Origin of the sequence: Anoxybacillus tepidamans PS2 (assembly GCF_000620165.1) — a bacterium.
In the GTDB taxonomy this organism is placed as follows: Bacteria; Bacillota; Bacilli; order Bacillales; family Anoxybacillaceae; genus Anoxybacteroides; species Anoxybacteroides tepidamans_A.
Map to the genome: position 1 here is coordinate 87,289 of NZ_JHVN01000003.1, position 23,748 is coordinate 111,036.

Consider the following 23,748-nt stretch of genomic DNA (forward strand, 5'->3'; position numbering starts at 1 on the left):
TTGGCGATAAACGGGGGAAAGCAGCGCTGTTCCCCCGTTTATCCATTTCTTACTCGCTATAAGCATCTTTGCCGACTTGAATGTTCTCCTTCGTAATGCCGATATACGGAACGCGTACCGCTTTTTTGTCATCGAGCTTCCATTGTGTTCCTTCCAATACATCTTTGCCGCGCGCTGCGTTAGCCGCCAGTTCAATCGTCGCTTTTCCTTGGTTTTTCGCATCGTTTAAGACAGTGCCAACCATTTTTCCTTTTTCAATCATTTCGAGCGCTTCCGGAATCGCATCCACTCCGACGACCGGCATAAATTTATTGCCGGTGAAATATCCCGCTTTTTCGAGCGCCGAGATCGCCCCTAGCGCCATCGCGTCGTTATTGCAAATGACAAACTCAATCTTGTCGTTAAATTTGGAAATCCACGCATCCATTTTTTCTGTCGCTTTCGTCGCATCCCACATCGCTGTATCCATCGCCAATTCTTCTACTTGAATGCCTTTTTGTTTGAGCGTCTCGATCGCATACTTTGTGCGGGCTTCCGCATCAGGATGCCCCGGCTCGCCTTTTAAGAGCACATACTGTATTTTTCCGTCTTTGTTTTTATCGTATTTGTCTTTATTTTCTTCCCATGCTTTGGCGATGATTTCGCCTTGAATAATGCCTGATTCGGCGGAATTCGTACCGACATAATACGCCTTATCGTAGCTCGCTAGCACGTTCGCATCCGGCTCTTTGTTAAAGAAGATGACCGGAATGTTTTTCGGTTTTGCCTTGTCGATGACCGTTTGCGCCGCCTTTGGATCTACAAGGTTAATCGCGAGCGCCTTCGCCCCTTTGGCAATGAGTGTATCAATCTGCTCAATCTGCTTGGCCTGGTCGTTTTGCGAGTCGTTCAACATCAAATTGACCTTGTCCTTCGCCGTATTTTCCATCGCCCGGCGCACATACGACATAAAGTTGTCATCAAATTTGTAAATCGTCGCTCCCACCATCGGAAGGTCGCTGCCTCCCCCTCCTTTCTTGGAGCTCGTCGTGTCGCTGCTGCAGCCTGCCGCTAATAGAATGCTAGAGGCGACTGCCAACGATAAGATAAGACCTTTTTTCTTTTGAAGCATATTCTCCATCCCCTTTCGTCATAGTTTTAAAAGTTTAAAAACTGTTCCCCCCTGTTGTAAGCCTTTACACAAAAATACGCTGTCAAAATTTGTTTCCTGCCACCTAAAACGACTTGACTATAATTCTTGTTTTGCTCGTAAAACCTGTTAGTTAATTTTACTTAAAAGAGAAGAAAAATATAACAAAAAAGAGGACATAGCTACATGATTTTTAAAAGTTTTTTCTGTATATACGAAATAAGGAACCGTGAACTAATTTCAACAAACTTCTTTTACGATTACAACATCGCGCGGCTTTCTGAATGTGTCGTGACCGCCCAAATGCCTTTTTCCGACATTTTCCATTATATAGAATAAAGGTTTTATTTCTCGGTCGTTTAGTTTATAATTTAAATTAAAAAAGTAAATCGAATGCGGAGGAAATTTAGATGTCGAAACAGATGCTGACAGGCAGCTTTCAACTTATGAAGTCCCTAAACCGTTCGGCTATTTTAAACATCATTCGGGAGCAAGGGCCCATTTCGCGCGCCGATATCGCAAAATTGACAAAGCTCACTCCCCCGACCGTTAGCAATCTAGTAAAAGAGCTTCTTGATACAGGCATTATTATCGAAACCTACCAAGGGGAATCGAGCGGCGGCAGGAAGCCGACGATGCTAGACATCAACAGCGAGCGGTTTTACGTAATCGGTTTAGATATCGGTTCTTATCAAATTAAAGCGGTACTTGCTAACTTAAACGGCTTTATCGTAAAAAAAGCATCCTTTTCCATTCCTACTCCCATCAATAACGACCGCTTGCTCTCATTAATGATACAAGCTGTGCATCATATGAAAGAAGGGATCGATGATACCGAATCGAGAATGATCGGAATCGGTGTCGGCATGCATGGGATTATCGATGTCGACAATGGAGAATCGCTGTTCGCTCCAAACTTAAATTTATATAATATTCCGATTCAAAAAACGCTAGAAAAAGAATTCGATATATTGATCAAGGTGGAAAATGACGTTCGGGCCATGGCGCTTGGAGAGCGTTGGTTCGGCAACGGCCACGGAACCGATAGTTTAGTGTGCATCAATATCGGCCGCGGCATTGGCGCGGGGATTATTATGGACGGCAAACTGTTTCACGGCCACAATTTTATTAGCGGGGAAATCGGACATATGACGATCGACATTGACGGTCCGAAATGTTCATGCGGCAATTACGGTTGTTTGCAAACGCTCGCCTCCGGTCCCGCAATTGCCAGAAAAGCGAAAACGGAAATCGGGCTAGGACATCCGAGTATTTTAACGCAGCTTGTCGGCGGCGATTTAGGGAACATCACCGGCGAAACCGTATACGAAGCGGCGGCTCAAGGCGATCCGTTAAGCGTATCGATTCTGTCGCAAGCCGGCCGCTATATCGGCATCGGCCTCACCAACATTATTCATTTGATTAACCCAAAACGAATCATTATTGGCGGGGGCGTATCGAACGCCGGAAGTCTCATTCTCGAAAGCATTCAAGACACGATTTATCAGCGGGCGCTTACCGCTTCTGCGAAACAGACGGAAATCATGCTGTCAAAGCTCGGGGAGGATGCAACCGCCCTCGGAGCCGTCACGCTTATTTTAGAAGAACTGTTTGCGACAACGAGCAATGCCTAAAAAAGCGAAAAGCCTTTGGACATCCTTGTTCCAAAGGCTTTTCCATTCTATTAATCACCGATCTCGATCACGAACTGAACCGCGCGTTTTCTTCTCTTTTTTCCGCCCAAAAGCATGAACGGGCACTAGCGTTCATCGTGCAAGCTGTACTCTCATTCGCAACAGCGCACTTGGCGTCAAACAACAAGGGAAACAAGCGATCCTAATCGCTCAACTGCACCTTGCGTTTACTCGCCGATCGTTTCCGGATGCCACATATCGTTGATCGCTTTAATTTGCGCCAAATCGCATTTCGGCTTCCGGTCGTACGTCAGCAAACCATTGATTTCCTGCTCGACGTCCGTGAGCTGCGTATAACAAAAGCCATGCAAAATTTTTGAGCTGTATACCGCCTCGATGACCCGCTTGTAATCTTCAAGAAACTCCTCGGCGCTGCCGGCGGACGTATAGCCCCATCCAGCATCGCCGCCGGCTTTAAACGCAACCCCACCAAACTCGGTCAATAAAATCGGCTCTCCTTGATGGGCAAAGCCGTTGGCGTAAATGCTGCGCTTTGCGGGCTGAGAGCGCAAAATCGCCTCTTTCGTCGAAAGCGACGCTTTGAACGCCTCATATTTTTCGCGTTCGTTTTTATGGCCGTGATTGTAGTTATGGACTGCGCAAATATCCGTTTTCGTCAATTCCCACCCATCGTTCGATACGACAAGGCGCGTTGGGTCTAACGAATGGATGAGATGGTACATTGCCAATGAATGATGCTGCTGTTGCCGATCGGAGCGAACATGAGGAATGCCCCAGCTTTCATTTAAAGGCACCCAGGCAACGATGCACGGATGGTTGTAATCGCGCTCGATGATTTCGATCCACTCGCGCGTCAGCCGAGCGGCCGCATCTCCGCTGAACGACGGCGATGCCGCACATTCGCCCCACACTAAAAAGCCGAGCCGATCCGCCCAGTAGAGGAAGCGCGGGTCTTCCACTTTTTGATGCTTGCGGCAGCCGTTGAACCCCATCGCTTTCGCTAGTTCAATATCTTTTTTAAGCGCCTCATCGCTCGGCGCCGTCAACAATCCTTCCGGCCAGTAGCCTTGATCGAGCACAAGCTTCTGGTAATACGGCTTGTTGTTCAAGTACACCATGCCGTTTTCCGCATGGATTTTCCGCATGCCAAAATACGATTCGATTTCATCCAAAACCGTTGCACCTTGCTTCAATACGATTTTCACATCAAACAAATTCGGATGCTCTGGCGTCCAGCACCAGCCGTCATGGTGGAAACCCGTCCGAAAAATCTTTCGGTTGAACAAGTTGATCGCGCGTTTATTGTACCGTTCATAAATATGAATGCAATCGTTCGCCACAAGCTCGTTTTGAAAGCGGATCTCTATTTCCACGCTTTGGTCCGCCTTATTTCCCGCCACTTCAAATTCGACGATCATATCGCCGCGGTCAAAATCAGGCGTAAAACGAAGTTTCGCAAGGTGGCTGTCTGACAGCGGCTCCAGCCATACCGTCTGCCAAATTCCCGTCGTGCGCGTATACCAAATCGCATCTGATTTTTCCAGCCAAAATTGTTTGCCGCGCGGAATCGTTTCATCGGCTGAAGGATCTTCTACCCGGACCGTCACCATTTCTGTCTCCCAAGTTAAGCAATGCGTAATATCGAAATGAAACGGCACATGCCCCCCTTCATGAAACCCGACGAATTGGCCGTTCACATACACCCAAGCGCGATAGTCGACCGCGCCGAAATGAAGGACGATCGTTTGCCCTTTCCATTCCGGCGGCACGGCAAATGTCCGCTGATACCATACGATATCGTGGAACGACGGATCCCCGATGCCGCTTAGAGAAGTTTGATACACAAACGGAACGTTAATTTGCTGCCGCTTTTCCGGAAACCGTTCGTACCATCGTTCACCGATTCCTTTATTCTCATCATCAAAGCAAAAATCCCATGTTCCATTTAAGTTCAGCCATTGTTTTCGCACTAACTGCGGTCTCGGATATTCATTGCGTGCAATCATGATCTTCACCTAGCCTCTTATCATTTGTTATAAAAACGCTTCCCATTACAGCGCCGTTAAATGTTGTAAAATTGTTCCTTTATACTGTGCACCGTCTCCCTGTGACAGCTGCATGAACGCATATCCAACAGGCGCGATCGCCTCATAGCGGCATACGCGATCCAACATAAAGCGAATCGTCCCCGCTTGCTTCCAAATTTGCAGCTGATGCGACACTTCAAAGCGATAGTCATCGGAAAGCGGTATAACCGTCGTCTCATCGCCTGACTGAAACCGGAGCTGCCGCGCTGCGAGTAAGTTCGTTATCTAGCAAACAAAAAACTCATAAACATGTAGCGAGGCAACTCCCTTGCCCAAGCGAAAACCAAGCAAGTCGAACGCGCGGTGAGAACTCACTTACAAAATCCATTGTCATTTCACCGTTGGAACGGCGGAGCAAGCCTCTCTAAAACCGACGGATACGTTGGTGTTCGCAGGAATCTCCCACTTCAAGCAGGGCTAAGTGGGAGTAGCTCAATTTGTGTACGGCCCCGGCATCGGACCGGTGCTCGGTTCCCCGCCCTTGACAGTCGGCCAGCCGTTTTTCCATGTGATTCGGTCGAGCATTAACGGTCGCTTTGTAGCACCGTTCAACAACCGCGGGTCATCCTCATTAATGGCGTGATACACGATCCAATCATTCCCTTTCTTATCCATAATGATCGCATTATGGCCGGGACCGACAAATTTTTTCCCGTTCTTCCCGCGTTTTTCATTAAAAGAAAGGATCGTTGTGCCTCCCCCTTCAAGAAGCGAAACCCCTTTTTCGTCTTTGTACGGCCCTTTGACGGAGGAAGCGCGTCCGACTTTAACATGATAAGTGCTATTTTCCCCTTCACAGCAGCTGCCGGACGAACCAAAAAAGTAATAAAATCCGTTGCGCTTGATTATATACGGCGCTTCATAGCTGGCGTCGGCAATTTGAAACTTGTCCCCGACGGTATGCAAGCCGTCAGCAGCAAGCTGAATGCCGTAAATGCCGTGAAAGCTTCCCCAAAATAAATACAACGTTCCGTCGTCATCTTTGAACAGCTGTGGGTCGATCGAGTTGGCTACGCCGATGCTTTCGCTCGTAAATAGAGGGCCGTGGTCGATAAATGTACCGCCCGGCTTATCGGCGGTCGCTACGCCAATTGCCGGATTCGAGTCTCCCCAAAGCGAAACGGCATAATATAAGTAGTATTTGCCGTTTGCATGCCTAGAAATATCGGGAGCCCATAACCCGCCTCCCCCCTCTTTCCAACCTGGCTTTTGCATAAAGGCGTCCCGATAAAACTTCCAATGAATTAAATCTTTCGAACGGATAATGGGGATCGCATGGGGCCCGCGCCCATCGCCCCAGTCATCTTCCGTGCCGTAAGCGTAATAATAGCCATCGTCCCCTCGAATAATGGACGGATCGGCAAAAGTCGGGCCAAACACCGGGTTCTCGTAGCTTGCCGGCTTTTGCAGCGCATGCCAACCGAAGCCAATGGCAGCCGAAACAAGCAGAGCCGCCGCCGCATACCCTACCGTTTTTTTCTTGTTCATGCCCTCACCTTCTCATTACGTTGCCGCGCTGGGCTTTATTTGATTCCCGATTGGGTGACCGCTTTGACAAATGATTTCTGGCCGATTAAAAAGACGAGCAAAACCGGAATCGTCGCGATTGTCGACAGCGCCATCATTTTATTCGGTGAATTCACATAGCTTCCTTGCGTCATAATCGCGATCCCGGCCGTCAGCGTCCGCATTTCGTCGGAGTTGGTCGCATACAGCGGCCAAACGAAATCGTTGAACACGCCCATGAACGTTAAAATGGCGAGCGTCCATAACGCCGGCTTGGCGCTCGGCAGCAAAATCCGATAAAAAATTTGAAACTTATTGGCCCCGTCTAAATAAGCCGCTTCCTCAATTTCTTTTGGGAACGACGTGAAAAATTGGTAAAGCAAAAACACACCGAACGCTCCGGATGTATAAGGCAAAATAAGCGCCCAATACGTGTCAATTAATTGCAGTTTGCTAAACTCGGCGTACAGCGGCAAAAACCAAACAATGCTTGGAATCATCATCGTTCCAACAATCATGGCCAAAATGACATTTTTAAATGGAACGTCCAAACGCGCAAGCCCATAAGCAGCCAACGCATCAATCGCTACGACAAGCACCGTTGTAACGACGCCGACAAACAAAGAGTTAAACACCCAGCGCCAAATCGGGACGTTCAAGTCACCCCCCGTCAATACATTCACGTAATTCGCTACGGTCGGATGGTCGGGAATGATATTCAAGTTAGGCAATATCGCTTCCACATCATCTTTAAACGATATCGAAACCATCCATAAAAGCGGTGCGATAAAAACAACGGCTAAGACGCTTGCAATAATAATAGAGAGTATTGGCTTTATATATTTCTTCATACAAGTCACTCCTCTCTTTCTCTCGTTAGACGGAACTGAATGATCGAAATCACTATGATCATTAGCGCCATTAATAAAGCCATCGCCGACGCTGCTCCCATCTTATGCTGACCGAACGCTACATCAAACACGTTCATTAGTAATACCGTCGTCTCGGAGCCTGGTCCGCCGCGCGTCATTAAAAACGGTTGAGCGTAAATATTAAATGAAGCGATCGTGGAGGTAATAATGATAAAAATCATGATTTTGCGAATCGAAGGCAACGTGATATAAAGAAATCGCTGCCACGCGTTCGCCCCATCGATTTTTGCCGCCTCGTACATTTCTTCCGACACTTCGTTGAGCGCATTGATAAAAATAAGCATATTAAACCCGATCGTCCACCATAAAGTCGCGCCGACAAGAGCGATCCACGCCCACGGCAAATCCGTCAGCCAGCCGATTTGCGACGGAAGGTGGAACTTGCTTAATACGATATTTAACAATCCCGCATTCGTATCAAACACGCGAATGAAAATGACCGCCATAACAGATGCCGAGATCGCATAAGGGGTGAAAAAAATGGTGCGGAACACCGAGCGTACTTTAGCGGGAAGCGAATTCACCAACAGCGCTAGCGCCAAACCAACGATGATTAGAAAAGGAACAGAATAAACGACAAATTTAACGGTTCCTAGTAATCCTTGAAAAAAGCTCGTATGCAAATAGTCGCCTTTTTTAAAGATATCAATATAATTTTTCAGACCGACAAACGCATGCTTCGATGAAAGAAGCTCATAATCTTGAAAACTCATAACAATTCCGTAAACGAGCGGATATGCAAGAAAGGCAACAAAGCAAATTAAATAAGGAAGAACAAATAGACTCGATGTGAATTGCGATTTCCATTTCGATTTTACCGTCCTTGTTTGAAATGAACGGTTCATCGGCGTTTCTATAGGTGCTTGCGATGCCGGATGCGGATTGAAATTCCCTTCCATAAATTCACCATCCTCTCTTATTCAATCAGGCAGGTGATGCCACCTGCCTGATTGAATTCGCTATTTTACTTGCAATGCTTTTTCCTGAGCTTCATCGAGCGCTTTTTGCGGATCTTTTTGACCGAGAAGCACAAGGTTGATTTCCTTATAAAGATCGGCCGTCATCGCGCCCCAGTTAATGATAGGCGGGTTGAACTGGGCATAATCGAATTCTTGGGCGACGATTGTTTGCTGTTTTGTTAATTGCTTAAATTCATCGCTTGCCAATACTTGCTTGGATGCTACGGCCTGACCGGACTGTGCCCAATCGATTGAATGGCCGGCTACGTACTTTAAGAAATCGCCGATGCCTTCAAGCACTTTTGCATCCGTCACGTCTTTCGGAATGACAAAATTGTGAGAACCCGCCTGCACCGCTTGCTGCTTTGTTCCAAGTTGCGGCACAGGGGCAACACCGTAATTGATTTTCGCCTTGTCAAATTGGTCTTTCATCCACGGACCGTTCAACTGCATGGCGTTTTTCCCTTGTAAAAACAGCGTCACTTCTCCGTCTTGGGCCACTTTTTCCGGCGAAACTTTATACTTGTACACTAAATCCTTTAAGAATGTCAACGCTTCTACCGCTTCCGGCGAGTTCAATTGCGGCTTTCCTTGTTCATCCGCAAGCTTGGCTCCGTTTTGTCCCACAACGGTCGGGAAGATGAACTGCTGCGGCCAAAGCGTCGGAACGACATAGCCCCATTGTCCTTTCGATTTGTCAGTCAATTTTTGCGCAGCCTCGATGAACTCTTCGCGGTTTGTCGGCGGATGATCGATGCCAGCCGCTTTAAAGAGATCTTTGTTGTAATAAAGCACAAGCGGATGGATATCGAGCGGAATGCCGTACCATTTGCCGTCGATTGTTGCGTATTTCACAGGAGCTTCTACATAATCTTCTTTTTTGATGCCTGCTTTAGCGGCGATATCATCAACCGGCTGCAACTGCCCTTTCTTTTGGTATGTAGGAATGTTGTCAACATGCATAATCATCAAATCCGGGCGCTTTTTGCCTGTGCTTAGCGCTAAATCCACCTGCTTATAATACTCACCGTTAGGAATGATTTGGAACTTCACATAATACTTGTCTGATTGCTTGTTGTAATTGTCGACAATTTTCTTCATAAATGGGCCGTCCGCACCAGAAAACGGCGTCCAAAATGTAATTTCCTGTTTGCCGCTCGATGACGGCGAAGACGTTTCTTCCGTTGACTTAGAGCTGCATCCGGCCAACGCCAAGGACGTTCCTAAAACGGCGGCTGCCGCAATGCCCCACGCTCGCTTCCACAAACCCATAAATATACCCCCTTTAATTAATAATCCCCATCTAGTTTTATATAAAAAACTAGCAGGAATCTTTAAAAAAATGGTTGGATTTTGCCATACAGATGCCAAAAATCGACGCGTTTCCCACTAAGGAAGCAAAAAACCAGGGAGACGATCGTCCATCTGTACACACTGCCATAGGAATTGTTTGCGCTTTCATAAAGTTGCTAAAAAATAGGAACGTGCGATCTTTGATCTTGCAAATCTCTTAACTTAATTAAATTTATTTACTTTAATATTAGTAAACAATGAAATGTTTGTCAACGCTATCTCTTTTGATTTTTCCGAAAACTTTAATTATTTTACTAAGATGTCAGGACGCAAGTACATTTGTTGATTTACTTCCGTCTCGATATAAACCCAATCGCCCGTATGTGTTAGAAACTCATTTTCGTTCTCTTTCACTAAAATCGTGTCTTCTGATTTAATTCCTTTAATAGCCGGATTCCAAGCAAACGCTTGATGCAACTGGACCACTTCTTCTCTTTCCGGCGTCGCTAGAAACTCGCGTGTGGCGTATCCTGTCGGGCCTCCTTGATGCAAGTATTTCCAATCATTTAGGAACCCTGCTTCCTCGTAAGCTGTGACCGCTTGCCGGAAAATATCTTTAATCATCACTCCCGGCCTTGTTGAAGCATTCATGATAGCATCAATTCGCGCAAGCTTTCGCTTATTTTCTTCGAGTTCTTGCGGCAGCTTGCCAAAATGAACAAAACGAGTCGCGTTGGCGATCAGTCCCCATTTTTCCGCACAGATGACAACCATCGCATATTTTTCGAGTTTTTTACTCGTCGGAATCGGATGGCGGTACTTAAACACACGGTCATCGGTAGAAACTAAAATAACGTGCGGACAAATTCCTTCCTTCATCACTTTAGCCGCTAAATGCGCCGCGATTTCATGTTCCGTCCATCCTGGTTCGATTTCTTTGCACGTGCTTTCAACTGCCCAAGCCGACTTTTTTCCCAACCAGCGGTATTTTTCCATTTCTTCCTCGCTAAGACAAAAGCGCAATGTCGCCAACTCACTGCTTAAATCAATAAGCCCAGCAACCGGCGCATCGCTCGCGATATTTTTTCCAGCGCCCAGCTCTCGAATCGCCCGATCCTGCTCTTCATACCATTCAGTCGCGATAAACTCCACCTCTCCTCCCAGCAATTCCTCGTCGCGAATTCTTGCATACTCCATTCGATTGGTGACGCAGTACACTTTGTCTCTGAACACCAAAAGATCAGCTACTCCTAATTCAGTAGTATTTACGATGTGGTTGCTTCCCCCTCCTGTGAGCCAAGCGAAGTTGCTCCGTTTGCGAAACAACACTCCATCTAAATGGTTGTGATCCATAAATCGCCGCACTTTCTGTATCGCCGTTTCCGCAATCAAATGAAACCACTCCTTTTCTACTCTTAAAAAACTTTATTAAATTAATTAATATTTTATAATTGATCTGTCCTTTCTTCAACCTTTTTTCTATATACTTGAAACGAATTTTGCTGAAAATACGTATAACATAGTAAAAATCGCTTCATGCTATAAAGAAAAACGGAGGATTCAACGATGGAAACGAAACAGCTTCTCCAACAAGAACTACGGAACATTGAACAGTGGGAACGCAGCCAGAAAGACCTATGGTTTTGGGAAAAGCTTGCAAGGTTGCCGTTCAAGATGCTTGATAAACTCACTCCTGCCATCGTACATAAAAAGCTCGGACAATTGCTTGACGAACTAGGCGGTTACATTCAAACAGGCGGGCAATATTTAGTGAGCGAAGAAAAAATGCTGGCGAAGTTTTCGGTTTCCACTATTAGCGAAATTGCTGATATGCCAATTGAAACGATGGACCGCGTCTGTGAAGAACTAATTGAATCACGCGTCTCTTTCGCCCAATATCAAGGGGCGACAACCGGAGTGGGCGGCGTATTTACACTAGCGATTGATATTCCTGCTCTTCTTGGACTTGCGCTAAAAACGCTGCAAGAAATCGCCATCATATACGGATACAACCCGAAGGAAAAGAAAGAGCGCATTTTTATCGTCAAATGCCTGCAATTTGCCTCGAGCGACATTGTCGGAAAAAAGGCGATTCTCCAGCAGCTGACATCGTTTTCTAATGACCACCAGCAAGTATTCTCCCAGCTGCAAGGCTGGCGGGAAGTCATCATGACATTTCGCGACCAATACGGCTGGAAAAAGCTGTTCCAATTCGTTCCGATCGTCGGCATTATTTTCGGAGCGATGTCCAACAGAATGTTTATCAAAGACATCGCCGAAGCCGGAAAAATGCTGTATCGAAAGCGGCGCATTTTAGAAAAACTCGAAAAAATAAAATGAGGGTGTCCAAATGCCAGGACCCCTCATCGAACGATTTCCCTTTGCACTATCGCCATTCTTTTAACAACCACACCGCACTTAAAAAATCGCCACGGCGAGTCGGTGCGTTTAGGCCGATATACATTAATTCATCTCCTCCATATACTTCACCGCTGCCGATCATTTCATAGTTTTTGTTTGGATCAAGCCCCTTGAGCCGGAAGAAAGACAGCGGGGCGTTTGCTTCCGAAAGCATGCGGAAATAGGCGACGAATGCTTCTGAACGATCCTCCGATACGAACATCCAAGCTGCTTCATTCCCTTCAAACGGGCTTAAAATGCGATAAAACGTTCCGAACTGGACAAGACGGCGAATTTGTTTGTAAAAAGCGATTTGCTCTTTCACTTGCTCCCGCTCTTTGTCGCTCAATTTTGTGACATCGAGCTCATAGCCAAAATTGCCTGACATCGCTACATGGCCCCTTGTTTCTAGCGGTGTGACACGGCGCACTTGATGGTTCGGGACAGTTGAAACGTGCGCCCCCATCGCGATTGCCGGGTATACAAGGCTTGTGCCGTATTGAATTTTTAAGCGTGAGACGGCATCGGTATTGTCACTCGTCCACGTTTGCGGCATGTAATAAAGGATGCCCGGGTCGAAGCGCCCGCCGCCGCCAGAGCAGCTTTCAAACAAAATGTGCGGAAAGCGCGACGTGATTTCATCCATGACCCGATACAATCCGAGCATATAGCGATGCGCTGTTTCCCGCTGGCGCTCCGGCGGCAAAGCGGCGGAACCAACTTCCGTCATGTGGCGGTTCATATCCCATTTTACATATGAGATCGGCGCACTTTTAAGCACGTTGGAAATCGTTTCAATGATGTAATCGCACACGTCTTGGCGCGAGTAATCAAGCACGAGCTGATTCCGCCCTTCCGAACGCGGACGGTTCGGCACATGCAAGCACCAGTCGGGATGTTTTCGATACAATTCGCTGTCGACCGAGATCATTTCTGGTTCAACCCATAGGCCAAACTGCATGCCCATGCTGTTGATATGCTGCGCCAATCCTTTCAGTCCGTGCGGCAGCTTTCGCCTGTCAACGAACCAATCGCCAAGCGAGCTTTTGTCGTTGTCGCGTTTTCCAAACCAGCCGTCATCCAACACAAACAATTCGATTCCTAATTCCGCCGCCGCTTTCGCGAGCTGCAAAATTTTTTCCTCATTGAAACGGAAATATGTCGCTTCCCAGTTGTTGATCAGAATGGGGCGTTCGCGATCCCGGAACACGCCGCGGGCGAGCCGGGTGCGATATAATTCGTGGAACGTTTGCGACATTCCATTCAGCCCTTGATCCGAATACACCATGACCACTTCCGGCGTCTGAAACGATTCTCCCGGCGCAAGCAGCCATGTAAAATCAAATGGATTAATACCGAGCGACACGCGCGTTGTATGAAACTGATCGACCTCGATTTGAGCGAGGAAATTGCCGCTGTATACAAGGCTAAACCCGTACACTTCCCCAGCATCTTCATTTGTATCTTTCCGCAATAAAGCGATAAACGGGTTTTGTTGGTGGCTGCTCGCCCCGCGGCGGCTTTCGATCGACTGCATCCCTGTCTGCAGCGCCTTCCGCTCTATATATCGCTCTCGCGCCCACGCTCCCGGCAGGTGGATCCATTCATAATCCGCATCGCGAAAATCGATATTCATGCTTAAGGCGCGCAGCAGCTTAATCCGCTCCGACCCGAGGTTATCAAAACGGACAGAGCGGGCAATAACGTTCCATTTTTCATACACCGTATACAGCAGCGTGACCTGCAAGCCAATCAATTCATCTTTTAAAATTAGCTCTAACGTTTCCGCCTCGGCTTCATGCTCGACATACGTAGCCGGCAACCCTTTCAGCCTCGGCTTTCCTTTATAAATGCGATGCGCCCGATAGCGCAAATCCGAAATGGTTGACCCGTTCTCTAACTGCACTTGATACGCCGGCGCACGAAAATCCGTATTGCCGTATGCTGGATACTCCTGCGGCAGCGTATCTAACGAAAAGGTGCGATCGGAAGGGTCAGGGTTGGGGGAAAAGGCGCGGTCAAGAAATGTCAGCTTCCTTGGCATGTTCGCTGCCTGAACCTTTTTTCCCCAATAAAGGTGGGCCACATATCCCGAACGAAAAATTTGCATGATGTAACTCGTATCGCCTGCTTGTAGGTGGAAAGCTTTGTTTGATGGATCAAATGCAATCCCCATTTCTTCTCCTCCTCTTTTCGATAAACTATTTGATTGCTCCTCTTGTTACTCCGCCAATAATCCACTTTTGTGCAAATAGATATACGATAATCATCGGTGATAATGCCATCAAATAGGAAGCAAACGCAAGATTATAGTCGGTGCCGAACTCCGACTGAAAAACATATTGCACTAGCGGGAGTGTCATATGTTCTTGATCATTTAATATAATGAGCGGCAATAAGAAATCATTCCAAGCCCATAAACAAGTTAAAATACCAACTGTTGCGTTAATAGGAGCCATCAGTGGAAAGATGATGCGCCAAAATACCCCCCACGTGCTGCATCCATCCACAATAGCGGCTTCCTCCAACTCTTTTGGAATGGAACGAATATAACCAACATAAATAAAGATATTAAATGCAACTCCATACACTACATACAGAACAACAAGCCCGCTTGGATTGTTCATGTCAAATGCGGATGTTTGTTTCACAATAGGCAACATAATAATAGGAAACGGAATAAATAATGCACTCACAAAGTAGTAATACAAAAACTTGAAAAATTTCCGATGCATATTTCGGGCAATGGCATAAGCCACCATCGAATTTGTTAAAATCGTCAGTATCACGGCCGTGACCGTAATATATACGCTATTTTTAAATGCTTGAAAAAAGTTCGTTGCCTTGATCGCCTTTGCGAAATTTTCAATATGGAAGCCCATCGGCGGCGACAACACGGAGTTTGCCAATTCCTCCGGCGTTTTCAACGCAATAGATACCGCCATATACAAAGGAAATAAAATAAACAGCGCACCTGCAGCAATCAAAAACGTCACAATCCAGTTTGTTTTCTTTTCCATTACAGATCCACTTCCCGTTTTTGCAAAAATTTAATTTGTGCAATTGATATCACCATGATGACGATAAAATAAATGACCGAATTCGCTGATTGATATGCAAACTCCCCGCCTTGGAATCCGCTGTTATAAATTAGCAGCGAAATTGATTCTGTTGCTCTTCCAGGTCCTCCTCCTGTCAATGCCACCACTTGGTCAAATACCATCAAAAAATTTTTCATCGCCAAGACCATATTGATCGTAAAAAACGGTGCAATCATTGGGAATGTAATGTGCCAAAAGTTTTGCCATTTGCTCGCTCCATCAAGGCTCGAAGCTTCATATAGCTCAGGTGGAACCGTCTGCAGCCCCGTTAAATATAAAATCGTATTGAACGCACACGCCTGCCATACTGCAACAACGACAATTCCAAGCCAGGCCCATTTCTCATTTCCTAAAATATTGGTAGCCAATACGCCAATCCCCAACTTCTCCCCCAGTAAAGGAAGAACGTTGGCAAACAAATAGTTAAAAATATACCCGACAACGAGAACACTCAAAATATTCGGTAGAAAATAGACAGCTCGGAAAAAGTTTTTTAGCTTAATATTTTCGTTTAAACCAAGCGCAATTGCTAAACTTAATATATTTACCAAGATGGTAGAAATAAGCGCAAACTTAAAAGTAAATAAATATGAGTGAAGTACATTTTCATCTTGGAATAAATAATAATAGTTTTTTAGTCCAACAAAATCATATGTTAAACTTAACCCGTCCCAGTTGGTGAAAGAATAAAAAATGCCTTGAATTGCTGGAAAGGTATGAAACGTCGCGAATAAAAGCACGGCAGGAACCGTCATAAGATAAATAGTGACACTTTTTGTTTTTTTTATTTTTCTACTAACAAAATGAAGAAGTAGCTTTCGGTTTTGAATCACCATACTTTCTTTCTGCATTGTATCGCCTCCTATGCAAAAGAGAAGAAAAAATAAGTATGTACTGTTTTCTTCTCTTTTCCTACTTACGCCCTTGTACTTTTGTCCATTCCGCGTCTAGTGCTTTTAAAAATTTGCCCACATCTTTATCGTGAGTTAATTGCTGCAAGTAATTTGCTAGATTTACGCTTGGAGGAATATAGTGATCTGGAAAGTCAACAAGTGCTCCTTTTACAAAGCTTTCCTTCAATCCGTCTAGCGTTGGATCATCCTGTGACAGCTGTTTGATAGCAGAAAACGCATTCTGTTCCGTAATATACGCCTTCGCATTCTCCACCTTTAATAAGAAATCAACAAATTTCTTCGCTTCTTTCTGATGATGTGATGTCTTTGAAATGGCCAAAAGAAGATCGACCCCGGATACTAGTTTTGTTTGTGTTGGCTCATTTGTTACGGGATATGGAAATACCCCTAATTCAATATTCGGATTGGCTTTTTTAATTTCAGGAATGGCCCAAATGCCCTGTAAATACATCGCTGATGCGCCTTTGGCAAACGCGACGTTGCCATCATTATATCCTTTGCCAAAACTATCTTTATGTCCATATTCCAGTAATCTCACAAATTTTTCAGCAGCTTCTTTATGTCCTTCTTTGAAAGTTACCTTTCCTTTGTTCAAGTCTTTGAAAAATGTGTCTCCTTGCGTGTTCGCGGCAAGCGCATTATAGACTGGCAATGTTGTCCAAGCATCCTTAAACGTAAAATAGAACGGTGTTTTTCCTGATGATTTGATTTTCTCCGCCGTCTCAATCAATTCGTCCCACGTTTTTGGAACGGTTAATCCAAGCTCTTGAAATATCGCCTTATTATAAATGACCCCATCTGCGTTTGCGGCATATGGGATCGCATACACTCGATCTAATTCAGTTACATCGCGCAGCATTTGAACGTAAGCGGGCTGAATGTTAGCAAGTTCCGGCGCCTTTGTTACATCTTCAAACACTCCAACCTTTGACAGCTCCGCAAATGTCGAATCTGCTCCGATTCCGACCACATCCGGTATATCACGCTTAGCTACACGCGTTTTCAAAACGGTTTCCGCTTCTGGCGGATTGACGTTTACTACATCAATGTTTGGATTTTCTTTCTCAAATTTTTTAATTAATTTATCAAAAGTGTCTTTTGCCTCAGGTTTATAATGAAAGAACTCGATTTTCACTTTATTTCCTGAGCCGTTTGATGCCTCTTCACTTTTGCTTCCGCAGGCGCCAAGCACTGAGAAAGCTAGTGTGCTGAACACGACAAATGATATTGTTCTTTTCATTCCAAACTCCCCCGTTTCGTTTATTGTTAACGCTTACTTTTACAAACAACTCGCTTCTGGGAATGTTCCTGATCACTCACCTCCTTTAAAGGAGCCATGTTCCTTTTTTGGTGCACAGCTTTCACGAATAATGAGCTTAGCTGGCGTAAGAATTTTAACTGGGATGCTTCTTCCGTTCATTCGTTCATACAAAGCGTTTGCCGCAATCTCCCCCATTTCATACGCATACATTTTGACCGTGGAAAGTGGAGGATTTAAAAATGCAGCTGCGTCAATATCGTCAAAGCTAATAATGGAAATGTCGTCCGGTACTCTTAATCCAGCTTGATGAATCGCATGAAGAGCACCAATTGCCATCGGATCGCTGGCAATCACAAAAGCGCGGGGTAAATCTCCTAATTCAATTGCTTTTTTCATTAGCTCATAGCCTTCTGAAGGTCCCCAATTTCCAATGAAAACATGTTTTGGTTCGTATAGCCCCATTGCTTTCATCTTTTTTTCAAAAACTCTCTTTCGAATATCATCTACTTCATAACTTTTTTCTCCGTTTAACTTCTTAATTGTTTCAGATCCACCTATATACCCGATTTTTGTATGACCAAGCTCAATGAGGTAATCTACGATGCCTTCCGTGGCCGTTTCTAAATCCGAACAGACGATATCATACCCATCTATACTATGGATGACTTGATTTACCAATACGACATGGTCGCTTTCCGGAAAATAGCGTCTAATGTCTTCAAGATCAATGCTGCCTATCACGATTAAGCCATCAAATTTACTTAAATCGTTCACCTCTGCACCGTTGGCACGGATCACAGAAGAAATGTGAATAGGCAATTGTTCACACTGTTCCTCAATACCTTGACGGATCGAAGCAAAATACGGATCGCTGGCTTCATCGTGCTGTGAAACAGCCAGCAGGAGAGCGATGTTATATACTCCTTTCTTCTTTTTAGAGTAACGTTTTTGGGAAGGCTTATAGTTAAGCTGCTGGGCGATATTAAAAACCCGTTGGCGCGTTTCCTCAGAAACTGAAAGAGTCGTATCGTTACTCAAAATTCTCGACACTGTTGCAACCGACACATTTGCTGCTTGCGCAATATCCTTCATCGTAACCATTCAATCACCACACCCAAAGTATTTTAGTTAATTTTAGTTAAATTTACTTGTTTTATTAAGTAAAATCTAACAAAAAATTATTAAAATATCAATAATTTTTCGAAAAATTTATTTTTATAATGTGATTCATAATATATTCTCAAAGATTTTCTTATTTATTTTTACTTAAATTTATCTAATAAAAAACGATGTCTATCGCTAGACATCGTTTCAATTGCTTCTCCCTTTTATTTCTCCCGCTGCTTCTTTCACGGCTATTTCCATTTCTTCTTTATACTCTTGCGTTTGCTCCTCCGTCCACTGCAAATACTCCGCCATAAAGCGAATCACCGCCTCCTTCCACTTCCGCACCCACGCAATGTTAAAAAAGAGGGCTCCAGTGCGGCGGATGAAATAGTCGGCGGGCGTCGCGGCTATTTCATATTCGATTGCGTACAAAAGCGTCGCAAACAACTCGCGCGGAAGATGCGATTCGGGGCGGTAGCGCTCGCTGGTGGCAAACAGCTGATCGACGTTCGTGCCGTATTGTTTGGCGAGGCGCAGTCCTTCTTCTTTTGTAAATCCGTATCGTTTCGCCTCTTCCGCTTTCCTTTCGACAAATGCAGGGAACAAATGCGAGCCGCCGACATCTCCCCCTGAAATCGGCAGCGACTTCGTTTGGCACGGCAGAAATGAGATCCCCTCTTCCTCTTCGAGCTGCTTTGCCGCTAAATCGACCGCCGCTTCCGCCATTTTTCGGTAGCCGGTCAGCTTTCCGCCTGCAATCGTAATGAGGCCGGACGGCGACTGCCAAATTTCATCTTTCCGCGAAATTTCTGATGGATTTTTTCCTTTTTCGTAGATCAGCGGCCGAACGCCGGCCCAGCTTGATTCAATATCATCAGCTGATAAGTGTGTAGACGGAAACATATAACGGACCGCCCGCAGCAAATATTCGCGGTCTTCTTCCGTCGCCGTCGGATGCGCGAGATCGCCTTCATAAAACGTATCGGTCGTGCCGACATATGTTTTACCGTCGCGCGGAATCGCGAAAATCATGCGGCCATCGGGCGCGTCAAAGTAGATTGCTTGCTTGAGAGGGAAGCGGATTTGGTCGATGACGAGGTGAACTCCTTTTGTAATTTTTAACATTTTTCCATATTTTGAACGATCTTTCTCGCGCAATACATCTACCCACGGCCCGGCGGCATTGATTATTTTTTTCGCATGCACCTCATACGTCCGTCCGCTTAACATATCGCGGCAGCGGACACCGGTCATTTTGCCGTTTTCATACAAAAATGTTTCCGCCCTCGTATAATTAACTGCATGCGCTCCGCATTCGACCGCCTTTTTCATCACCTCGATCGTCAAGCGGGCATCATCGGTGCGATACTCCACATAATAGCCGCCGCCGACAAGCCCTTCCCGTTTTAAAAGCGGCTCTTTTTTCAGCGCTTCTTCCGCACTTAGCATCGTCCGCCGCTCACTTTTTTTCACGCCCGCCAAATAATCGTATATCCAGAGCCCGATCGACGTGCTCCACTTGCCGAACGTCCCTTCTTTGTAAATCGGCAGCAGCATCCACTCCGGCGTCGTGACGTGCGGACCATTTTCATACACAATGGCGCGCTCTTTTCCGACTTCCGCCACCATTTTCACTTCGAACTGCTTTAAATATCGAAGCCCGCCGTGCACGAGCTTCGTTGATCGGCTTGACGTTCCTGCGGCAAAATCTTGCATCTCGATCAGCGCCGTTTTCATGCCCCTTGCCGCCGCATCAAGCGCGATCCCGCAGCCTGTAATCCCCCCGCCAATCACTAGCAGATCATAAGATGTTCGGCTCATTTCTTCGAGATACTCGCGGCGTTTCGCTCCTGAACATCGCATATTGCCCTCTCCTTTCTTGCGGAAAACAAAAGAGACCACAACAAACACGACAAGCCTTTGCTTATCATGTATGCGTGGTCTCTCCTGATCTCCTGACATGTTATTAACTTAACTCCATTATAATCAAAAATCGTCTGTTTGCCTAGGCTAAATTGCTGTAACACAAATGTTGATTATCCATTGTTTTTCTAAAATATGGATAAATAAAAACTTCTCTGCTTCTTCGCTCGGACAAGAACGCTAGCCTGCAAATCCATTTGCCCGCAAAGCGTTCATTGTTCGAGGGGGCATGCTAGGCACGTCAGTCGGCAAGCTGGGCTGCGCCGACTACAGCAGAAAAGCTAGCAATCAAACAATGTCAATTGGTTTTTATTGGATCATCAACACAGCTGTTGCTGTAATATTCCCACAAATGATGATTCGACGTCGTAATCGCCACGGCGCCTGCTTCAAGCGCCTGTTTAACATCGTTCACCGTGCGCACAAGCCCGCCAGCGAAAATCGGAATGCCTGTCCGCTCTTTGACTTCGCGGATGACGTGCGGCATCGCCCCGGGCATCACCTCGATGAAGTCGGGATGCGTCTTTTCTAAAAGCTGATAACTTTTCTCAAGCGCGTGCGAGTCAAGCAAAAAAATCCGCTGAATGGCTAACACTTTTTTTTGCTTCGCTTTCGTAATGACGCTTCCCCTTGTGGAAATCAATCCAAACGGCTTGAATTCTTGGCATAAATATTCCGCCGCATACTCGTCATGGCTCAATCCTTGAATAAGGTCGGCATGAACAATTAAATTTTTCCCGTGCTCGCGTCCATAACGAAACACGCTCTTCAGCTGGGAAATATGTAGTTCTAATAGCACTCCATACACATACGGGCTGCGCAAAAATTTCTCAAAATCTTTCATCGTTTTGATGGCGGGAATGATGGTTTGCTGATGAATGCCCAAAAAGCATCCTCCTCTCCCCGTTCACCGGCTCATGATTCGTGGTTTTTCGCTGTTTCAAGCGCCGCCAAACAAGATGGCGAGATCATCGTCCGCGGCTTGCAGGCGCTAATTTTAATCCCCCGTTTTTGAAATTTCTCGATCACGTGATGAATCGCTTTTTTGGGGCGATTCATCGTTCCATGTAAATGGGCTTCCATTCCTCTTCTCACCTTTCTTTTGTTTTTCGTCATATAACGGCTTTCGGAATAAATAGTTCTACAGTCGTTCCTGAACCGACCTCACTTTCGATCGCAATTTGTCCGCTGTATTTATCAACAATTTCCTTCGCAATCGCAAGGCCGAGCCCCACTCCGCCTTTTTCACGGCTTCTTGCTTTATCGACGCGATAAAATCGCAAAAACACCTTTTCTAATTCGCCGCGTGGAATCCCAATTCCTTTATCGATGACAGAAATTGACACATATTTTCCTTCGTCTCTTAAACGAATGGTGATTTGCTTGTGCTGTTGCGAGTATTTAACGGCATTATCTAATAAAATTAACAAAAGCTGCTCTAAATGGTGTTTTGCAATGCGAATCAACGTTTTCTCTCCCAATTCATCACGGATCATAAACTGAAAGCTCGGATGCAACACGCGAAAATTTTTCACTATTTGTTCCGCCGCTTCTTTCGGAGAAATCGGACTTAGATCGGCAGGCACGGCAATCGCTTCTGCACGCGACAAATCAAGCAGTTCAAACACGAGCTTTTTGAGACGTTCCACTTCTTGTGATGCAGCTTCTAACGATTCTTCTAAAATGTCCCGGTTATTTTTCCCCCATCGTCTTAAAAGCGACAAATGTCCTTCTAAAATCGCAATCGGTGTGCGCAATTCGTGCGATGCATCCTCAATAAACTGTTTTTGCTGGTGAAAAGAATGCTCGATTTCATCCATCATTTCATTAAACATCACCATCAGCTCCGACATTTCGTCGTTCGAAGGCGGAACATCGATGCGTTGTTGAAACCCTTTATTTTTAATGCTCTGCATCGTCTTTGTCACCGCCTGCAGACGGCCGGCGAAATGTCTGGCGATAAACATTCCGATCAATGCGCTCATCGCCATAGCGACGACCCCAATTGCTGTCATCATTATAAACAGCATGTTGGCCATGTGCTGGAACTTTACAAGGTGACGAACCATTTCGATCGTTCCGCTCATGCCTGAAAGACGGAACGGCTTTCGCAAAATGATGGAACGTTCGTCATTGACCGAATGATAATCAATTTCTAAACTTTTCGGCCGCTCCGCCGGAAAGAGCGAAACAGAAGCATGATTGGAAACGGAAACAATCACGTTTCCCTTCTCGTCAAGAATGCGAATCGTTTGGTATTTTTCGTTTAGCTTCTCGAGCAGCGGTTCGCTGTCGCGAATGTCTTTCCGAGATATATTACGTTTTTCTGCATAATAAGTTTCAATTTCTTCAATCGTTTTTTTCATTGCTTTTTCTTCTTCGCTCAGCAGCCACTGTTTGACGGTTTCGTATTGCAGACATGTGAACAAAAAGTACATAACAAAAATGACCGACCCCGAAAGAAACGTGAGCTTCCATTTTAATGAGACGTTTTCAAGGCGAAAAAGTTTCATGACCGCATCACGTATCCAGCACCTCGTACCGTTTGAATATAGCGCTCCTTATCTTTTTCATCTAACTTATGACGCAAATAGCGAACGTACACGTCGACCACATTCGTTTCAACTTCCGTATCAAATCCCCATACTTTATCGAGCAGCATGTCCCTTGTCAAAACGATATCAATATTTTGCAAAAAGGTTACGAGCAAATCGTATTCGCGCTTTGTCAGCTCAATCGTTTGGCCTTCCCTTTTTACCGTTCGCGCTCTCGTATCAACGACCAAGTCTTTAAAGATCAAGCACTCTTGTTCGGATGAAGGCTGAACGCGACGAAAAAGAGCGCGAATGCGCGCAAGCAATTCTTCGATCGCAAACGGCTTGACAATATAATCATCCGCACCGCTGTCTAATCCCATGACCCGGTCAAACACGCTGTCTCTTGCCGTAATCATAATCACAGGCGTCTGTTTGACCGAACGGAGCCGCCTGCACACTTCCATCCCATTTAAGCTCGGAAGCATTAAATCCAACAAAATAAGACCCCACTCTTCCGACAACGCAAGTTCCAGCCCTTCTCTTCCATCATGGCTCACGCGCACTTCATAGCCTTCATGAAGCAAATCAAGCTCAATAAACCGGGCTAAATTGGTTTCGTCTTCGATAATTAAAATCCTCTTGTTCATCTCGTTTCCCTCCTATCTATATCATATCAAAAAGAAATGCTAACCGCTTCCTACGGTCAGCAAACTTATGTTCGTATCATGAATGTTTGTCAAACAAATCCATAATCGCTTGAATGATTTCGACAAATTGGTACGTAAGCAAAGATACAGCCGTTCCCGAGAAAAACAGCGTAATCACCATCCGCATATGCTCTCCTCCTTCTTAATGCCGGTTTCTCTTCGCTAGAAAGGATCGAGCTATGGATGCATGAAAGATTCCGAATTCATTTGGAGGAACGTTGCTTACACACCGGCTTT

General features: G+C 45.6%; 20 protein-coding genes. 2 read left to right on the forward strand and 18 right to left on the reverse strand.

Features of this window, described 5'->3' with window-relative positions; all coding sequences use genetic code 11:
* Positions 1-49: 49 nt before the first annotated feature.
* Positions 50-1,111 carry a galactose/glucose ABC transporter substrate-binding protein MglB gene (gene mglB / locus N667_RS0104800; protein WP_027408509.1) on the reverse strand — a complete coding sequence of 354 codons (1,062 nt, stop codon included), beginning with the start codon at positions 1,109-1,111 and terminating at the stop codon, positions 50-52.
* Positions 1,112-1,539: 428 nt separating this feature from the next.
* Here mglB and N667_RS0104805 point away from each other — a divergent pair, with 428 nt between their 5' ends.
* The gene (locus tag N667_RS0104805; RefSeq protein ID WP_027408510.1) at positions 1,540-2,763 is read left to right on the forward strand and encodes an ROK family transcriptional regulator; all 1,224 of its coding nucleotides are present in this window, start codon (positions 1,540-1,542) and stop codon (positions 2,761-2,763) included.
* 227 nt (positions 2,764-2,990) lie between these two features.
* Here the strand turns inward: N667_RS0104805 and N667_RS0104810 are convergent, their stop codons facing one another.
* The 7 genes from N667_RS0104810 to N667_RS0104840 form a co-directional block, all read right to left on the reverse strand.
* Positions 2,991-4,790 carry a glycoside hydrolase family 2 protein gene (locus N667_RS0104810; RefSeq protein WP_084278902.1) on the reverse strand — a complete coding sequence of 600 codons (1,800 nt, stop codon included), beginning with the start codon at positions 4,788-4,790 and terminating at the stop codon, positions 2,991-2,993.
* 45 nt (positions 4,791-4,835) lie between these two features.
* Positions 4,836-5,006, reverse strand: a complete 171-nt coding sequence (locus N667_RS19740; RefSeq protein ID WP_156936085.1) for a hypothetical protein — start codon at positions 5,004-5,006, stop codon at positions 4,836-4,838.
* A 297-nt stretch (positions 5,007-5,303) separates the two neighbouring features.
* Positions 5,304-6,359 (reverse strand): family 43 glycosylhydrolase, encoded by a 1,056-nt coding sequence (locus tag N667_RS0104820; RefSeq protein WP_027408512.1) that lies wholly within the window; start codon positions 6,357-6,359, stop codon positions 5,304-5,306.
* 35 nt (positions 6,360-6,394) lie between these two features.
* Positions 6,395-7,228 carry a carbohydrate ABC transporter permease gene (locus tag N667_RS0104825; protein WP_027408513.1) on the reverse strand — a complete coding sequence of 278 codons (834 nt, stop codon included), beginning with the start codon at positions 7,226-7,228 and terminating at the stop codon, positions 6,395-6,397.
* A 5-nt stretch (positions 7,229-7,233) separates the two neighbouring features.
* Positions 7,234-8,208: a carbohydrate ABC transporter permease gene (locus tag N667_RS0104830; protein ID WP_084278904.1), complete on the reverse strand. Its 975-nt coding sequence runs from the start codon at positions 8,206-8,208 to the stop codon at positions 7,234-7,236.
* 60 nt (positions 8,209-8,268) lie between these two features.
* Positions 8,269-9,540: an ABC transporter substrate-binding protein gene (locus tag N667_RS0104835; protein ID WP_027408515.1), complete on the reverse strand. Its 1,272-nt coding sequence runs from the start codon at positions 9,538-9,540 to the stop codon at positions 8,269-8,271.
* Between the two features lie 327 nt (positions 9,541-9,867).
* Entirely contained in the window at positions 9,868-10,953 is a 1,086-nt protein-coding gene (locus N667_RS0104840) for a M24 family metallopeptidase (protein WP_198020514.1), read from the reverse strand.
* 174 nt (positions 10,954-11,127) lie between these two features.
* Between N667_RS0104840 and N667_RS0104845 the strand changes: the two genes are divergently transcribed.
* Positions 11,128-11,901: an EcsC family protein gene (locus N667_RS0104845; protein ID WP_027408517.1), complete on the forward strand. Its 774-nt coding sequence runs from the start codon at positions 11,128-11,130 to the stop codon at positions 11,899-11,901.
* A 46-nt stretch (positions 11,902-11,947) separates the two neighbouring features.
* Here the strand turns inward: N667_RS0104845 and N667_RS0104850 are convergent, their stop codons facing one another.
* From N667_RS0104850 to N667_RS0104895, 10 genes are all read right to left on the reverse strand, one after another.
* Entirely contained in the window at positions 11,948-14,137 is a 2,190-nt protein-coding gene (locus N667_RS0104850) for an alpha-galactosidase (protein WP_027408518.1), read from the reverse strand.
* Positions 14,138-14,162: 25 nt separating this feature from the next.
* Positions 14,163-14,981, reverse strand: a complete 819-nt coding sequence (locus N667_RS0104855; protein WP_027408519.1) for a carbohydrate ABC transporter permease — start codon at positions 14,979-14,981, stop codon at positions 14,163-14,165.
* Entirely contained in the window at positions 14,981-15,817 is an 837-nt protein-coding gene (locus tag N667_RS0104860; RefSeq protein WP_035098147.1) for a carbohydrate ABC transporter permease, read from the reverse strand. Before N667_RS0104860 ends, N667_RS0104855 begins: the two co-directional genes overlap by 1 nt.
* A 157-nt stretch (positions 15,818-15,974) precedes the next feature.
* On the reverse strand, positions 15,975-17,216 hold the full coding sequence (locus N667_RS0104865; RefSeq protein WP_027408521.1) for an ABC transporter substrate-binding protein: 1,242 nt from the start codon (positions 17,214-17,216) through the stop codon (positions 15,975-15,977).
* A 72-nt stretch (positions 17,217-17,288) separates the two neighbouring features.
* Positions 17,289-18,338 carry a LacI family DNA-binding transcriptional regulator gene (locus N667_RS0104870; protein WP_027408522.1) on the reverse strand — a complete coding sequence of 350 codons (1,050 nt, stop codon included), beginning with the start codon at positions 18,336-18,338 and terminating at the stop codon, positions 17,289-17,291.
* A gap of 210 nt (positions 18,339-18,548) precedes the next feature.
* Positions 18,549-20,207, reverse strand: coding sequence for a glycerol-3-phosphate dehydrogenase/oxidase (locus tag N667_RS0104875; protein ID WP_027408523.1), 1,659 nt, complete (start codon positions 20,205-20,207; stop codon positions 18,549-18,551).
* Positions 20,208-20,565: 358 nt separating this feature from the next.
* Entirely contained in the window at positions 20,566-21,153 is a 588-nt protein-coding gene (locus tag N667_RS0104880; protein ID WP_027408524.1) for a glycerol-3-phosphate responsive antiterminator, read from the reverse strand.
* Positions 21,154-21,182: 29 nt separating this feature from the next.
* A complete protein-coding gene (locus tag N667_RS19940) occupies positions 21,183-21,350 on the reverse strand; it encodes a hypothetical protein (RefSeq protein ID WP_198020515.1) in 168 nt (55 codons plus the stop codon).
* Positions 21,351-21,379: 29 nt separating this feature from the next.
* Positions 21,380-22,780, reverse strand: a complete 1,401-nt coding sequence (locus N667_RS0104890) for a HAMP domain-containing histidine kinase (RefSeq protein WP_027408525.1) — start codon at positions 22,778-22,780, stop codon at positions 21,380-21,382.
* Entirely contained in the window at positions 22,777-23,451 is a 675-nt protein-coding gene (locus tag N667_RS0104895; protein WP_027408526.1) for a response regulator transcription factor, read from the reverse strand. The genes N667_RS0104890 and N667_RS0104895 overlap by 4 nt, the downstream gene beginning before the upstream one ends.
* Positions 23,452-23,748 lie beyond the last annotated feature (297 nt).

Excerpts from the sequence above, each read along its gene's own strand:
- N667_RS0104830 (WP_084278904.1), bottom strand. The coding sequence starts at position 8,208 with ATGGAAGGGAATTTCAATCCGCATCCGGCATCGCAAGCACCTATAGAA.
- N667_RS0104895 (WP_027408526.1), bottom strand. The coding sequence starts at position 23,451 with ATGAACAAGAGGATTTTAATTATCGAAGACGAAACCAATTTAGCCCGG.
- N667_RS0104820 (WP_027408512.1), bottom strand. The coding sequence starts at position 6,359 with ATGAACAAGAAAAAAACGGTAGGGTATGCGGCGGCGGCTCTGCTTGTT.
- N667_RS0104860 (WP_035098147.1), bottom strand. The coding sequence starts at position 15,817 with ATGACGGTTCCTGCCGTGCTTTTATTCGCGACGTTTCATACCTTTCCA.
- N667_RS0104810 (WP_084278902.1), bottom strand. The coding sequence starts at position 4,790 with ATGATTGCACGCAATGAATATCCGAGACCGCAGTTAGTGCGAAAACAA.
- mglB (WP_027408509.1), bottom strand. The coding sequence starts at position 1,111 with ATGCTTCAAAAGAAAAAAGGTCTTATCTTATCGTTGGCAGTCGCCTCT.
- N667_RS19940 (WP_198020515.1), bottom strand. The coding sequence starts at position 21,350 with ATGGAAGCCCATTTACATGGAACGATGAATCGCCCCAAAAAAGCGATT.
- N667_RS0104825 (WP_027408513.1), bottom strand. The coding sequence starts at position 7,228 with ATGAAGAAATATATAAAGCCAATACTCTCTATTATTATTGCAAGCGTC.
- N667_RS0104875 (WP_027408523.1), bottom strand. The coding sequence starts at position 20,207 with ATGCGATGTTCAGGAGCGAAACGCCGCGAGTATCTCGAAGAAATGAGC.
- N667_RS0104890 (WP_027408525.1), bottom strand. The coding sequence starts at position 22,780 with ATGAAACTTTTTCGCCTTGAAAACGTCTCATTAAAATGGAAGCTCACG.
- N667_RS0104805 (WP_027408510.1), top strand. The coding sequence starts at position 1,540 with ATGTCGAAACAGATGCTGACAGGCAGCTTTCAACTTATGAAGTCCCTA.
- N667_RS0104850 (WP_027408518.1), bottom strand. The coding sequence starts at position 14,137 with ATGGGGATTGCATTTGATCCATCAAACAAAGCTTTCCACCTACAAGCA.
- N667_RS0104855 (WP_027408519.1), bottom strand. The coding sequence starts at position 14,981 with ATGGAAAAGAAAACAAACTGGATTGTGACGTTTTTGATTGCTGCAGGT.
- N667_RS0104870 (WP_027408522.1), bottom strand. The coding sequence starts at position 18,338 with ATGGTTACGATGAAGGATATTGCGCAAGCAGCAAATGTGTCGGTTGCA.
- N667_RS0104835 (WP_027408515.1), bottom strand. The coding sequence starts at position 9,540 with ATGGGTTTGTGGAAGCGAGCGTGGGGCATTGCGGCAGCCGCCGTTTTA.
- N667_RS0104865 (WP_027408521.1), bottom strand. The coding sequence starts at position 17,216 with ATGAAAAGAACAATATCATTTGTCGTGTTCAGCACACTAGCTTTCTCA.
- N667_RS0104845 (WP_027408517.1), top strand. The coding sequence starts at position 11,128 with ATGGAAACGAAACAGCTTCTCCAACAAGAACTACGGAACATTGAACAG.